At 58.5% G+C, this 14475-nt stretch carries 14 protein-coding genes; 4 read left to right on the top strand and 10 right to left on the bottom strand.

The features are described from left to right. Nucleotides 1–2: 2 nt before the first annotated feature. The 7 genes from HFK74_RS21950 to HFK74_RS21920 all read right to left on the bottom strand — a co-directional run bounded on the left by HFK74_RS21950 (nucleotide 3) and on the right by HFK74_RS21920 (nucleotide 7223). A complete protein-coding gene (locus HFK74_RS21950) occupies nucleotides 3–3104 on the bottom strand; it encodes a multidrug efflux RND transporter permease subunit (RefSeq protein WP_180205318.1) in 3102 nt (1033 codons plus the stop codon). Continuing rightward, nucleotides 3101–4261 (bottom strand): efflux RND transporter periplasmic adaptor subunit, encoded by a 1161-nt coding sequence (locus tag HFK74_RS21945; protein WP_180205317.1) that lies wholly within the window; start codon nucleotides 4259–4261, stop codon nucleotides 3101–3103. Before HFK74_RS21945 ends, HFK74_RS21950 begins: the two co-directional genes overlap by 4 nt. Before the next feature lie 104 nt (nucleotides 4262–4365). Beyond that, nucleotides 4366–4680, bottom strand: a complete 315-nt coding sequence (locus HFK74_RS21940; RefSeq protein WP_180205316.1) for a hypothetical protein — start codon at nucleotides 4678–4680, stop codon at nucleotides 4366–4368. A 58-nt stretch (nucleotides 4681–4738) separates the two neighbouring features. Next, nucleotides 4739–5197 (bottom strand): N-acetyltransferase, encoded by a 459-nt coding sequence (locus tag HFK74_RS21935; RefSeq protein ID WP_180205391.1) that lies wholly within the window; start codon nucleotides 5195–5197, stop codon nucleotides 4739–4741. A 27-nt stretch (nucleotides 5198–5224) separates the two neighbouring features. Beyond that, nucleotides 5225–6127 (bottom strand): chemotaxis protein CheV, encoded by a 903-nt coding sequence (locus HFK74_RS21930; RefSeq protein WP_008057527.1) that lies wholly within the window; start codon nucleotides 6125–6127, stop codon nucleotides 5225–5227. Nucleotides 6128–6329: 202 nt separating this feature from the next. Continuing rightward, entirely contained in the window at nucleotides 6330–6806 is a 477-nt protein-coding gene (gene bfr / locus HFK74_RS21925; RefSeq protein WP_180205315.1) for a bacterioferritin, read from the bottom strand. A gap of 198 nt (nucleotides 6807–7004) precedes the next feature. After that, on the bottom strand, nucleotides 7005–7223 hold the full coding sequence (locus tag HFK74_RS21920; RefSeq protein ID WP_008057530.1) for a bacterioferritin-associated ferredoxin: 219 nt from the start codon (nucleotides 7221–7223) through the stop codon (nucleotides 7005–7007). Nucleotides 7224–7528: 305 nt separating this feature from the next. On the opposite strand from HFK74_RS21920, the gene HFK74_RS21915 reads away from it, so the two are divergent. After that, entirely contained in the window at nucleotides 7529–8131 is a 603-nt protein-coding gene (locus tag HFK74_RS21915) for a peroxiredoxin (protein ID WP_008057532.1), read from the top strand. Nucleotides 8132–8333: 202 nt separating this feature from the next. Here HFK74_RS21915 and rnt read toward each other — a convergent pair whose 3' ends face one another. Then, the gene (gene rnt, locus HFK74_RS21910) at nucleotides 8334–9011 is read right to left on the bottom strand and encodes a ribonuclease T (RefSeq protein ID WP_008057533.1); all 678 of its coding nucleotides are present in this window, start codon (nucleotides 9009–9011) and stop codon (nucleotides 8334–8336) included. Beyond that, a complete protein-coding gene (gene pyrC, locus HFK74_RS21905; RefSeq protein WP_180205314.1) occupies nucleotides 9008–10054 on the bottom strand; it encodes a dihydroorotase in 1047 nt (348 codons plus the stop codon). The genes rnt and pyrC overlap by 4 nt, the downstream gene beginning before the upstream one ends. Nucleotides 10055–10213: 159 nt before the next feature. On the opposite strand from pyrC, the gene HFK74_RS21900 reads away from it, so the two are divergent. Both HFK74_RS21900 and HFK74_RS21895 read left to right on the top strand, forming a co-directional pair. Next, the gene (locus tag HFK74_RS21900; protein ID WP_180205313.1) at nucleotides 10214–11119 is read left to right on the top strand and encodes an OmpA family protein; all 906 of its coding nucleotides are present in this window, start codon (nucleotides 10214–10216) and stop codon (nucleotides 11117–11119) included. 129 nt (nucleotides 11120–11248) lie between these two features. Further along, the gene (locus HFK74_RS21895; RefSeq protein ID WP_007938916.1) at nucleotides 11249–12466 is read left to right on the top strand and encodes an argininosuccinate synthase; all 1218 of its coding nucleotides are present in this window, start codon (nucleotides 11249–11251) and stop codon (nucleotides 12464–12466) included. A 75-nt stretch (nucleotides 12467–12541) separates the two neighbouring features. Here the strand turns inward: HFK74_RS21895 and HFK74_RS21890 are convergent, their stop codons facing one another. Beyond that, nucleotides 12542–13303, bottom strand: a complete 762-nt coding sequence (locus HFK74_RS21890) for a hypothetical protein (RefSeq protein WP_180205312.1) — start codon at nucleotides 13301–13303, stop codon at nucleotides 12542–12544. 525 nt (nucleotides 13304–13828) lie between these two features. On the opposite strand from HFK74_RS21890, the gene HFK74_RS21885 reads away from it, so the two are divergent. Continuing rightward, nucleotides 13829–14455: a response regulator transcription factor gene (locus HFK74_RS21885; protein WP_008057539.1), complete on the top strand. Its 627-nt coding sequence runs from the start codon at nucleotides 13829–13831 to the stop codon at nucleotides 14453–14455. Nucleotides 14456–14475: the final 20 nt, after the last annotated feature.

Here is a 14475-nt window from a genome sequence, read left to right as displayed (position 1 = left end):
CCTCAGTCTGTGGTCGCCAGCGCCGGCAGCGCTGTAGGTTCAGGTCGATGAAATAGCCGCTCCAGCCACAAGTATATGACCGGCGTGGTGAACAGCGTCAGTGCCTGGCTCACCAGCAGGCCGCCGACCACGGCGATTCCCAGGGGTTGGCGCAGTTCGGCACCGGTGCCGTAGCCGAGCATCAGCGGCAGGGCGCCGAGCAGGGCGGCGAGGGTGGTCATGATGATCGGCCGGAAACGCGTGAGGCACGCCTGGTAGATCGCTTCTTGCGGCGCCAGGCCACCGTTGCGCTGCGCGTCGAGGGCGAAGTCGATCATCAGGATGCCGTTTTTCTTCACGATGCCGATCAGCAGCACCAGCCCGATCAGCGCCATGATCGAAAAGTCCTGGCCGCAGATCCACAGCATGATCACCGCGCCCAGCCCGGCCGAGGGCAGTGTCGAGATGATTGTAAGCGGGTGGACGAAGCTCTCGTAGAGCACGCCGAGAATGATATACACCGCGACCAGTGCCGCCAGGATCAACCAAGGCTGGCTGGCCAGCGAACTCTGGAACGCCTGGGCCGCGCCCTGGAAGTTACCGCTGATGGCCGTTGGCATGCCGATGTCGACCTTGGCCTGGTTGAGCATGATTACTGCATCGCCCAGCGCCACGCCGGGCGCCAGGTTAAATGACAGGTTGGCGGCCGGGAACATGCCGTCATGGGCGATGGAAAGCGGCCCCACCGTGGGCGCATCGAACTTCGCCAGCGCCGACAGCGGCACCATTTCCCCGCTCAGGGGCGAGCGCAGGTAGAAGTAGTTGAGGCTTTCGGCCTTGCCGCGTTGCCGGGTGTCCAGCTCCAGGATCACGTTGTACTGGTTGGTCTGGGTCTGGAACTCGTTGATCTGGCGCTGGCCGAAGGCGTCGTACAGCGCTTCGTCGACGTCGCTGGCGGTCAGGCCAAAACGTGCCGCGGCACTGCGGTCGATGCTGATATGGGTGATGCTGCCGCCCAGTTGCAGGTCGTTGGAAATGTCGCGGAAGGCCGGGTTGCCGCGCAGTTTTTCCGTCAGGCGCTGGGTCCAGGTGCTCAGGACCGCACCGTCGTTGCTCTTGAGCACGTATTGGTACTGGGCCCGGCTCGGGCCGGAACTGAGGTTGATGTCTTGTCCGGCGCGCAGGTACAGGACGATGCCCGGCACTTTCATCAATTGCGGGCGAATACGGTCGATGAACTCGCTGGCTGAAACATCGCGGTCGCCGCGTTTTTTCAGGGCGATCCAGAAGCGGCCGTTGGCGATGGTCTGGTTGCTGCCCGACACCCCGACCGAGTGCGAGAAGGCCTGGACTGCGGGGTCGGCGGCGACGATTTCAGCCATTGCCAGGTGTTTTTTCACCATGTCGCCGTAGGAAATATCGGCGGCAGCTTCGGTTGTACCGAGGACGAACCCGGTGTCCTGGATCGGGAAGAAACCCTTGGGAATAAAAATGTAACCGGCAATGGCCAGGGCCAGCGACAGGCCGAACACGCCGATCATCAACTTCTGGTGCGCAAGCGCGCGGCGCAGGCCTTTTTCGTACAGCGCCAGCAGGCGTTCGCCGAAGCCCGGCTTGTCGTGGGCGTGATGCACGGGCGCGCGCATGAACAGCGCTGCCAGGGTGGGCGCCAACGTCAGCGACACCACCACCGAAATCATGATGGTGGAGGTGGCGGTCAGGGCGAACTCCTTGAACAGGCGTCCGACCACGCCTCCCATGAATAGCAACGGAATGAACGCCGCCACCAGCGAGAAACTGATCGATACCACGGTGAAGCCGATTTCCCCGGCGCCCTTGATCGCGGCCTCGCGCATGCCGTCGCCAGCCTCCAGGTGGCGGTGAATGTTTTCCACCACCACAATCGCATCGTCGACCACAAACCCCACGGCCACCACGATCGCCACCAGCGTCAGGTTGTTCAGGCTGAAGCCCATCACGTACATCAATGCAAAACTGGCGATCAGTGAAACCCCCAGTACTGCCGACACGATCAGGGTTGCCGACAGCTGGCGCAGGAACAACGCCATCACCGCCACCACCAGCATGATCGCGATCAGCAGGGTGATTTCCACTTCATGCAGCGAAGCGCGGATAGTCTGGGTGCGGTCGATCAGTGTCTTGACCTGCACCGAGGCCGGCAGCATCCCTTCCAGGCCCGGAAGCGCCGCCTGGATCCGGTCCACGGTCTCGACGATATTGGCCCCCGGCTGGCGGAAGATCACCAGGTTGACGCCCGGTTGTGAGCCCGCCCAGGCCTGGACGTAGGCATCTTCCGAGCCGTTGACGACTTTGGCGACATCCCTTAGATGAACCGGTGCGCCGTCCTTGTAGGAAACGATCAGTTGGTCGTATTGCTCGGGATGGAACAACTGGTCGTTGGTGGACAGGGTCGAGATGCTCGATTCCCCATAGAGTGCACCTTTGGCCAGGTTGAGGCTGGTCTGCTGGATCGCCAGGCGAATATCGGCCAGGGTCAGGCCGATGGCCGCCAGTTTGTCCGCGGAAACCTGGACACGAATCGCCGGACGTTGCTGGCCGGTGATAGCGACCTGGCCTACACCGTCGATCTGACTGATCTGACGGGACAGCAGGGTTTCCACCAGATCGCTGAGTTCGGGGCCTGGCATCAAGGACGAGTTGACGCTGAGGATCAGCACCGGGCTGTCGGCCGGATTGACCTTGCGCCAGGTCGGCAGGTTCGGCATGTCCTTGGGCAGCTTGCCGGCAGCGGTGTTGATGGCGGCCTGGACTTCCTGGGCGGCTGTATCGATGCTTTTGTCGAGGGTGAACTGCAGGGTCAGGATGGTTGAGCCCAGGGCGCTGCTCGAGGTCATTTGCGTCACGCCGGGAATGGCGCTGAATTGCACTTCAAGGGGCGTGGCCACCGATGACGCCATGGTTTCCGGGCTGGCGCCGGGCAGCTGGGCGGCCACCTGTATCGTCGGGAATTCCGCCTCCGGGAGCGGCGCGATGGGCAGGCGCGGGAAGGCGATGACTCCCAGCAGCACCAAGGCAAACGTCAGCAGAATCGTTGCCACGGGGTGGTCGATGCACCAGGCGGATACCGAACCATGGCCTTTCATGGGGTCGACTCCGATTGCACGACCTGCGGCGGCTCGGTGAGCACTTGCACGGTGGCACCGGGCTTGAGCCGCGACTGGCCGTCGCTGACCAGCACGTCACCGGGGTTCACCCCTTTGATGATGGTCTGGCCGCTGCCCTGGTGAACCATCTGCACCGGCACGGTTTCAACCTTGTTGCCGTTTACCCGATACACGAAGTGCTGATCGAGGCCGCGCTGTACGACGGTGGGCGGTACGACCAGCGCATCTTTATCCAGCGCTGTCTGAATCTTTACCGTCACCAACAGGCCGGGCCAGAGTTTTTGCCCGGGATTATTGAATTCGGCTTTGGCGCGGATGGTGCCGGTGTTGGCGTTGATCTGGTTGTCGATCAGGGTCAAGTGGCCTTCGCCCAGCAGGTTGCCGGTTTCGCCGTCGGTGTCGGCACCGATGTAGGCCTTGACCTTCGCGTGTTGTGGATCGCTGATCAGGCCTTGCAGGGTCGGCAGCATTTGCTGCGGCAGGGAGAACTCCACGGCGATGGGGTCGATCTGGGTCACCGTGAACAGGCCTTGGGTGTCACTCATGCGCAGGAAGTTACCTTCATCCACGGTACGAATACCGACGCGGCCACTGACCGGGGAGCGAATCTGCGTGTACGACAACTGCACCTGGGCCGCATCAATCGAAGCCTGGTTGCCCTGAGCCGTGGCCTTGAGCTGGTTGACCAATGCCTGTTGCTGGTCGTAGGTCTGTTTGGACACACCGTCGTCGACGCTCAACAGTTTGTAGCGCTTGAGGTTGACCTGAGCCACTTGCAGTTGCGCCTGGCTTTCGCCCAGTTGCGCCCTGGCCTGGTCCAGGCTGGCGCGAATAGATCGATCATCGATCGTGGCCAGCAGGTCGCCTTTGCTCACCAGTTGGCCTTCCTTGACCAGGATTTTGGTGAGGATGCCGTCGATTTGCGGCCGGACCACCACGCTGTGCAGCGACAGCACCGAACCGATGCCACTGACGTAGCGGGGCACGTCTTTTTCGACCACGTTGACCACGCGCACCGGAATGGCGGTCGGTGCTGCCACCCTGGCCGCGGAGGGTTTGGCCAGGTACCACGCACCCAGCGCTACCAGCACGATCAGAAAGGCTGCAAGAACGACGGTTTTTTTCTGGGTTCGCATGCGAGAGGGGCGCCGGGTCGGAAGATGGAAGTGTGCGCAGCTTTATCTACTACGTTATATCCCTGTGACCCGGTCAGGAAAGTGACTGCTGACTGACAGCCGTGTCAGTTTGGTCGAATGGAGTCCCACTCGGTCACGTAGGCTGTCTTGCTTTTTTTGTTGTAGAGGCACAGTTCGGTACCTTGTCGGCCTTTCATGTGCTTTTGCGGGTACTGGCCTTGCAGCAGCAGGGCGGTGTAGCCGACCCGATCATCGAACTGCGCGGCGTTGCCGACGGGTTTGGCATTCGCCAGGCCGCTGGCCTTGGTGCAGCTGGTGAGTACGGCTTTGTCGAAGGCGGCCCAGGCCTCGGGGCTTGAGGCATAGGCTTGGGTAGCGAGGGCTGTGAGGCAAACGAAGGTCAGGGCGACAGCTTTCATGGTTCAGGGATCCTTGGGCGGGTGTGGGCCAAGGCCTGAGTATGCCTGAAGGTCTGGGTCAGACCGGCACCGGTTCCCGGCGGACTACATACATCCCAGCGCTTTCATACAGCCGTCGTGCGCGAACGTTGTCTTCCAGCACTTTCAAATCGACATACCCTTCGCGCCGCAGTTGAAACACCTTGAAGGCATTGAGCAGCAACGCTCTTCCCAGGCCGCGGCCTTGAGCCCGTGGATGCACCACCAGATTCTTGATGTAGGCACTGGTCCAGCACTGGCATACACCCGCGATACCCTGGGCATCCAGGGCGATGAAGCACAATGCCGGATCGTATTCAGGATCGGTTTCAAATCGCTGTTGCCAAACGTCCAGGGCCGGGACGCGGCCACCTCCTTGGGAGTGACCCAGTTGCAGCAAGCGATGAACCTCTTCTGCCTGGCCTGGACCATACCCGGTCAGGACGATCCCCTGAGGCCAGGTGATGGCGGGCACGGCTTCAGTGAGACTGCGCCGCATGAGAAAGCAGAATGGCTCGCTCAAGACTCAATGACCTTGTTCGGCCACAGCCTTGGCCGCGTCGATAAGGCACTTGGTCAGCTCCGGCGAAGAGAACTTGGTCAGTACCGCATTCGCCCCGGCAAGACGGGCTTTCTCACTGTTCATCGCGCTGTCCAGGGAAGTATGCAACAGCACATAAAGGTGTGCGAAATCGGGAGTTTCACGCAGGGTGCGAGTGAACGCGTAGCCGTCCATTTCGGACATTTCGATATCGGAGACGATCAGGTTGATCTGCTGGGCGGTGCCTTGCAGGTCCAGCAGGCAGTCGATGGCTTCCTTGGCGCTGCGGGCCGTGTGGCATTGCAGGCCCAGGTTGCGCAAGGTGTGCACCGATTGTTGCAGCGCGACCTGACTGTCATCGACCACCAGGATACGAGCGCTGCCCAGTATTTCTGCATCTTCCATGCTCAGCTCGGTCGGCGCCATGTCGATGGGTACCGGGGCGATGCCATGGATGACCTTTTCGATGTCCAGCACCTGCACCAGGGTGCCGTCGACCGAGGTGACACCGGTGATGTACGAGCGCGAGCCTCCTGAGCCAAAGGGCGGCGGACGGATGTCGGTGGTCAGGCAGTGCACGATCTTGCTCACCGCCTGTACATGCAAGCCTTGCTTGGAGCGGCTGACGTCAGTGACGATCAGGCAACCGCCGTCAGGGTCTTCCAGTGGGCGCTCCCCGATGGCGCGGCTGAGGTCGATCACCGACAACGAGGCGCCGCGCAGGGTGGCGATACCTTTGACGTGGGGGTGCGATTCGGGGAGTTTGGTCAGTGGCGGGCACGGGATGATTTCACTGACTTTGAGCAGGTTGATCGCCATCAGCTTGCCGCTGCGCAAGGTAAACAGCAGAAGCGAAAGTGAATCTGCGCGGGCTTTGGTGGAGGACATAAAAACCTTCTGTGGAAAAAAGGTGGCGGGGTGATCGGTGGATCACCCACAGCTATCGATGTCAGGTTATCGACGTGTCGGGGGCAGGCTTTAGGAAAAATCCCCTGGGCCGGTCCAGAGCCGTGCAAATTGAAACAAAAAAGCCCCGTCTCTTTAAAAGAGAGCGGGGCTTTGTTTTACATTGAGGCGGGCGGTGTAGAACTTACTCGTCGTCGCCCATCTGCGATTGCAGGTAGTTCTCGATTCCGATCTTGTCGATCAGGCCCAGCTGGGTTTCCAGCCAGTCGATATGTTCTTCTTCGGACTCGAGGATATCTTCAAGCAGTTCACGGCTGCCGAAGTCGCCCACTGTTTCGCAATGCGCGATCGCCACTTTCAGATCGGCATGGCCGGTCTTCTCGATTCGCAGGTCACACTCGATCATTTCCTGGGTGTGCTCGCCGATCTGCAGCTTGCCAAGGTCCTGGACGTTCGGCAGGCCTTCAAGGAACAGGATGCGCTTGATCAGCTTGTCCGCGTGCTTCATCTCGTCGATGGATTCGTGGTACTCGTGCTTGCCGAGCTTGTTCAGGCCCCAATCTTCGTACATGCGTGCATGCAGGAAGTACTGATTGATCGCGACCAGCTCATTGGCAAGGATCTTGTTGAGATGCTGGATGACTGTAACGTCGCCTTTCATGATGGGGTCCTGCCCTGTATTAGCCGTCTATAAGGCAGAGTTTGAGCCGCACAACTAAGAGTGTCAAACCTAAGTTATTGAAACTTAAGTGAAAATTAATCGGAATAAGAATGTTTGTGTTCCGCGTCTAGAGCCTAAGCAATTGATTTTCAGGCATAAAAAAACCGGACATGAGTCCGGTTCTTTGAAATACGGTATTTATGCGGCAGTAAATTCAACTGGGAAAGGAATCGCAGCCTGGGCCGTTTGCAATTTGGTCAGGGTCTCGCGGACCACTTCCTTGGCAAGGCAGGCACATTTGCCGCATTGACTGGCAACGCCGGTGGCCTGGCGCACTTCCTTGTAGCTGCAGCATCCTTCATAGATCGCATCGCGGATTTGGCCGTCGGTGACGCCAGTGCAGAGGCAAACATACATAAGTGAAAACCGTCGCTGTTTATGTCTCGAATGCGATGGATCTTAATGTTAACGAGAATGATTGTCAAAGTGCTTTGAGAGCGCTTTTTGACAGGTCTGACGAACGGTTGGCCAACCCTGCGCAGTAAACCGAAATACCCTTCGTCCTTTTTTACGCCCAGGGGAGAAACCGTTACGGACAGGCCAAAAACGCAGTGTATGATGGCCGGTCTTTTCGAAACGGGTTCGTGTCACAGGGCTGTCGCCTGAGGGTGGCAGGCTGATGCAAACCTTGTTCTTAACGCTTCTACACCAGGAGATATCCAATGAGCGTACTCGTAGGCAAACAAGCCCCTGACTTCACCGTACCGGCCGTACTCGGCAATGGCGAAATCGTGGACAGCTTCACCCTGTCGTCGGCCATCAAAGGCAAATACGGCCTGGTGTTCTTCTACCCACTGGACTTCACCTTCGTTTGCCCGTCGGAGCTGATCGCTCTGGACAACCGCATGTCCGAGTTCAAGGCGCGCAACGTTGAAGTGGTCGCTGTGTCGATCGACTCGCACTTCACCCACAACGCCTGGCGCAACACCCCGGTAAACGATGGTGGTATCGGCGCGGTTCGTTACACCATGGCTGCCGACATCAAGCAGGAAATCATGAAGGCCTACGACGTTCAGTCCGCTGACGGCGTTGCTTTCCGTGGCGCATTCCTGATCGACGACAAAGGCGTTGTCCGCTCGCAGATCATCAACGACCTGCCGCTGGGCCGTAACATGGAAGAGCTGCTGCGTCTGGTCGACGCCCTGCAATTCCACGAAGAGCACGGCGAAGTTTGCCCTGCCAACTGGAAAAAAGGCGACAAAGGCATGAACGCTTCGCCAGAAGGCGTTGCGGCTTACCTGACCGAGCACGCTGCTGCGCTGTAAGGCACACGCTCCTGCTATAAAAAGCAGGTACAAAAAAAAACCGGCCTCAGAGGCCGGTTTTTTTATGCGCGAGATAAACCCGCGACCCTGTAGGAGCTGGCTTGCCAGCGAAGGCGTTTATCGCCACACCCCCGCAATTGCTGTGTACTGGAGGGCCCCTTCGCTGGCAAGCCAGCTCCTACAATTGAACGTGCAATGGCAATCAGTCGCCGAAATCTTCCCAACCACCCATTTGTTTCCAGCGATTGACGATGCCGCAGAACAGCTCGGCAGTCTTCTCGGTGTCGTAGCGAGCCGAGTGAGCCTCGCGACCGTCGAAGTCGATATCGGCGGCCTGGCAGGCCTTGGCCAGCACGGTCTGGCCATAAGCCAGGCCCGCGAGCGTCGCGGTATCGAAACTGGAGAATGGGTGGAACGGGTTGCGCTTCATGTCCAGGCGCGCGACCGCGGCATTGAGGAAGCCCAGGTCGAAGCTGCTGTTGTGCCCAACCAGGATCGCCCGTTTGCAACCGTTGGCCTTGAGCGCCTTGCGCACGCCGCGGAAGATATCGTTCAGCGCCGCTTCTTCACTCACGGCCATGCGCAGCGGGTGATCGAGCTTGATCCCGGTAAACTCCAGGGCTGCCGCTTCGATGTTCGCGCCTTCAAAAGGCTCGACCCGGAAGAAGTAGGTGTGATCGGGGTACACAAAACCCTTTTCATCCATGGCGATCGTCGTTGCGGCGATTTCCAGCAGGGCGTCGGTGGCCGAGTTGAAACCACCGGTTTCTACGTCGACGACAACTGGCAGGTAGCCACGAAACCTGGCGGCCATTGGATGACGTGAACCACCGCCACCGCCTTGACCTTCCTGTTCGTCGTCGAAATGGTCTTCACTCACGCGTGTTCCTCCAGCAGGCGCCAGCGCAGTTTTTCACCGGCGCGCAGCGGGATAACGGTCAGCTCGCCAAACGGCAGGCTGGTCGGGGCGGTCCATTCTTCGCGGACCAGGGTAATGCGATCGGTGTTGGCCGGCAGGCCATAGAAACGCGGGCCGTTGAGGCTGGCGAAGGCTTCAAGCTTGTCCAGTGCGTTGCGCTGTTCGAAGGCTTCGGCGTACATCTCGATCGCCGCATAGGCGGTGTAGCAGCCGGCGCAGCCGCAAGCGGCCTCTTTGGCGTGCTGGGCGTGGGGCGCCGAGTCGGTGCCGAGGAAGAACTTTTCGCTGCCGCTGGTGGCGGCGTCGAGCAGGGCTTCCTGGTGCGTATTGCGCTTGAGGATCGGCAGGCAATAGAAGTGCGGCCGAATCCCGCCCACCAGCATGTGGTTGCGGTTGTACAGCAGGTGATGCGCGGTGATGGTCGCGCCAACGTTGGCTGACGCCGAGTTGACAAACTGCACGGCGTCGGCGGTGGTGATGTGTTCGAACACCACTTTGAGCGTCGGGAAACGCTCGACCACGCGACGCATGTGCTCATCGATGAAGATTTTTTCGCGGTCGAACACGTCGACATCGCCGCGGGTGACTTCACCGTGGATCAACAAAGGCATCCCGACTTCGGCCATGGCCTCGAGTGCAGGGAAGATCTTGTCGATGCTGGTGACGCCAGAGTCCGAGTTGGTGGTCGCGCCGGCCGGGTACAGCTTGGCGGCGTGAACGAAACCGCTGGCCTTGGCCTCGCGAATTTCTTCAGGCTGGGTGCGGTCGGTGAGGTACAGCACCATCAGCGGTTCGAACTGGCTGCCGGCCGGGCGGGCAGCAAGAATCCGCTGGCGATAGCCGTCGGCTTCAGCCGCATTGCGCACCGGTGGTACCAGGTTGGGCATGATGATGGCGCGGCCAAAGGTGCGCGCAACATCCGCGACGGTATTGGTCAACACGGCACCATCGCGAAGATGAATATGCCAGTCGTCGGGACGCAGCAGGGTCAGGCGGTCGGACATGAGGGGATTCCAGGCGGGTCAAACTCAAGGGAATGCTACCGGAAAAGACTCTTGCAGGCACTCGCTATCAAGTTTTACGGGAAGCTTCCGATATCCAACAGGTATGCCGTAAACATCTGTGTGTCGGTCTTTTTGTCGTAGAAGTCAGTGGAGCCTCCCGTGCGCCAGCGTTATTTAGCCTTGCTCAGTGTGTTTGCCAGCCTTCCCGCCATGGCGCTCACTTTCCAGACTCGCCTGGAGAGCATCGAGTGGACGGTCGAAGGCGACAAATTCGAGTGCCGGCTGACTCAGCCGATCACCGATTTCGGCTCGGGCGAATTCGTGCGGCGCGCTGGCGAACAGGCGACGTTTCGTTTGAATGCCTACAACGCAATGATGGGCGGCGGTTCTGCCACTTTGCTGGCCGCCGCCGCGCCCTGGCAGCCGGGACGCGGTGATATCAACCTGGGCACGGTGCGAATCGGCAGCGGCAATGTCCTGTTCAATAGTTCGCAGGCCCAGGCCGGACGTCTGATCAGCGGCTTGATTGACGGGCGCAGCCCGGTGGTCCGGCACTCTTCGGGCGATGGCCGGGTGTCGGAGGTGCGTTTGTTGCCGGTCAGGTTCACCAAGGCATTTGCCGACTATCAAGGTTGTGTGGCCAAGTTACTGCCGCAGAACTTCGATCAGGTGAAGCAATCCCAGGTCGGCTTCCCCGGTGGCGGTATCGATCTGGACGAGGCCGCCAAGGCCAGGCTGCAAGTCATGCTGGAATACATGAAGGCCGATCCGACGGTCAATCGCATCGAACTGGACGGCCACTCCGACAACAGCGGCAATCGCCTGACCAACCGTGACCTGTCACGACGACGGGCGCTGGCGGTGATGGAGTTCTTCAAGGCCAACGGCATCCAGGAATCGCAAATCACCCTGCGCTTCCATGGCGAGCGCTATCCGCTGGCGCCCAATACCAGCAACGTCAACCGTGCGAAAAACCGCCGGGTAGCGATACGCCTGGAGCGGGGAGCCCCCGCGGAGCAGGTGGCCCCTCAAGCGACGAAGCCCGGCGCTTCGGCAACTTCCTGACCCTTTGGTCATCGTCGCGCTCTCGACATAATCTGTCGCTTCGTCGTCATAAGCTGTCGCGCCACTGTAAATTATTCTGTATGGGCGGTAGACTTGACGGCTTTCCGTAGAACCCCGTGGAGTGATGGCATGGCGGACGTAAACAAGGTCGTTCTGGCGTATTCCGGCGGCCTGGACACTTCGGTGATCCTCAAGTGGCTGCAGGATACTTATAACTGTGAAGTGGTGACCTTCACCGCTGACCTGGGTCAGGGCGAAGAGGTCGAACCTGCACGCGCCAAGGCTCAAGCCATGGGCGTGAAAGAGATCTACATCGACGACTTGCGCGAAGAGTTCGTGCGCGATTTCGTTTTCCCGATGTTCCGCGCCAACACCGTTTACGAAGGCGAGTACCTGCTGGGTACTTCCATCGCTCGTCCGTTGATCGCCAAACGCCTGATCGAAATCGCCAACGAAACCGGTGCTGACGCCATTTCCCACGGCGCCACCGGCAAGGGTAACGACCAGGTTCGCTTCGAACTGGGCGCCTACGCCTTGAAACCAGGTGTGAAAGTGATCGCTCCTTGGCGCGAATGGGACCTGCTGTCCCGTGAGAAGCTGATGGATTACGCTGAAAAGCACGCTATCCCGATCGAGCGTCACGGCAAGAAAAAATCCCCGTACTCGATGGATGCCAACCTGCTGCACATCTCCTATGAAGGCGGCGTGCTGGAAGACACCTGGACCGAGCACGAAGAAGACATGTGGCGCTGGACCGTCTCCCCGGAGAACGCTCCCGACAAGCCGCAGTACTTGGAACTGACCTACCGCAACGGCGACATCGTGGCACTGGACGGCGTCGAAATGACCCCGGCCACCGTGCTGGCGACCCTGAACCGCATCGGTGGCGAACACGGTATCGGCCGCCTGGACATCGTCGAGAACCGTTACGTGGGCATGAAGTCCCGTGGCTGCTACGAAACCCCTGGCGGCACCATCATGCTGCGCGCCCACCGTGCGATCGAATCGATCACCCTGGACCGCGAAGTGGCTCACCTCAAAGACGAGCTGATGCCCAAGTACGCCAGCCTGATCTACACCGGCTACTGGTGGAGCCCTGAGCGTCTGATGCTGCAACAGATGATCGACGCCTCCCAGGCCCACGTGAACGGTGTGGTTCGCCTGAAGCTGTATAAAGGCAACGTGATCGTCACCGGTCGCAAGTCCGACGAGTCGCTGTTCGACGCCAACATCGCCACTTTCGAAGAAGATGGCGGCGCGTACAACCAGGCTGACGCAGCGGGCTTCATCAAGCTCAACGCCTTGCGCATGCGCATCGCGGCGAACAAAGGTCGCAAGCTGTTCTGAGACCTCTGATGTAATGGAATGTGTGGCCCGGTCATCGACGGGGCCGCACATTTGAAAAGGGGGATCCTGCTCGCTTCAGCATTCTTCCTGGTTTCTGCAACTACCTCTCTCATCCTTCCCTTCTGATTGATCGTCAAGCGCTGCGGGCTGCCGTGCGTCGATTGGCACCTGTTGATCAATGACCGTCAAACCCTGTGAACTCAGGTTGTAAGCAGCGCAGAACGTTGTGCGGCAGCGTTGTTTCCCGTGTTGTGAAGGGGTGGCCGCGCTTTTCCTCAGCTTTGAATCTGACTCGGTACAGGTGAGGAATACGACTGCACGTGCAGCTTTTCCCGGTTCGTTGTGAATGCTCTCCATCAAGTGGCTGAACTCGGCGTTGCCTGTCATCGCGCGTGCATCAACCACGTACAGGTCCCTCAGCCGTTCAGGCAGACGTAGGCGGTGTAGCGCCGAAAGCGCGACGCCAGGGATTGATTCTGAGGGAGGGTCTTGTGCTTTGGAGGGACGGTGAGCGGATCGGCCGCCACTGCCTGACGACCTGCCAGCGGATTTTCTCCTCTTCCTGTTCTCGGGTTGCTCGACACCGTCCATGGCTTTTATGAAATGTTTTCCTTTTTCGAAGTCGGAGGGGGCGTACAGCGATCGATAGTTGAAGTTGAGCGTGGCGAAAAACAGCAACAGCAGATAAAAGGGAAAGCTGATCAGGAACCAGATGTAGACGTCCCTATCCTCGTCATCAAGGAAGGGTAGTGAAACGGCTGCTGATGTTTCCGACAGTGTTGCGAATATGGCAATCACTGTCATGGGGTTGCTTATTTTTTGTTTGAGCTTATCCATTTTCATTCTCGTTGTGTTTGTGGGTTCGGTAATGCTTGTTTTGAATTTAATGCATCTAACGTATCTTTGGCATCCCGGGGTTTCTGTTTTTCAATTGATTTAATGTCAGGCGGGTGCTCTTCCCGTTAGCGGTTTTCTTATGATCGATGATGTGTTGTTTTTTGCTGTAAGAGTGAGCTGATAAGTTGCGTGTGATATTTCTTGGGTGAGGGTCGATATTTGATGAATCGATTGCTTTTTAGTTTTTTGGTTGGGGCGGTACATGTCTGGTCGCTGTCTGAAAATAAAATCTCCCTGGTTTTTTTGTTGCAGATCGATACAAAAAAATAATTACAATTGGAAAGTCAAGTCCTCAACAAAAGTTTTCTGCCCGGTGATTTCATGGGTTTTTTGTAAGAAAAGTCTCTGATGTTTGTAGGGAATGTCTCTTGGTGCGAGTGACCGGGGGGAGCGACATGCCAGGGGGGAAACGACTAGGCTATTGTGCGGGCTCTAAAAATTCGAACAGCGAAATTGGACTTGCCCATGAATAAAGTGCTGATTGTGGATGATCACCCCGTCATTCGTCTTGCGGTACGAATGCTGATGGAGCGTCATGGCTACGAAGTCATTGCAGAAACAGATAATGGCGTGGATGCATTACAACTAGCCCGAGAATACATGCCGGACATTGTCATCCTGGATATTGGAATACCGAAACTGGATGGGCTGGAAGTTATTGCGCGACTGACATCGGCTGCGATGCCGATGAAAGTGCTGATATTGACCTCTCAGTCCCCTGGGCATTTCTCCATGCGCTGCATGCAGTCGGGAGCCGCCGGATATGTGTGCAAACAACAGGACCTGACAGAATTACTCAGTGCAATAAAGGCTGTCTTGTCAGGCTACAGTTACTTTCCCAATCAGGCCTTGCATACAGTGCGTGCCAGTCTTGGCAACGCCAGTGAAGCCGATATGGTGGATCGTCTGTCAGGGCGGGAAATGATGGTGTTGCAGCAGTTGGCCCGAGGCAAGACCAATAAAGAGATTGCCGATGGGATGTTTCTCAGCAACAAGACCGTCAGTACTTACAAGACCCGATTGCTGTTGAAACTCAATGCGCGCTCCCTTGTCGATCTGATCGAACTGGCCCAGCGTAACGGGCTGGCATGATGTGCCTGGGGTTGATGGAG

The organism is Pseudomonas sp. SbOxS1 (assembly GCF_013416725.1).
Taxonomy (GTDB): Bacteria; Pseudomonadota; Gammaproteobacteria; order Pseudomonadales; family Pseudomonadaceae; genus Aquipseudomonas.
The sequence above is the reverse complement of the archived record's forward strand: the minus strand, read 5'-3'. Positions and strand labels throughout refer to the sequence as shown.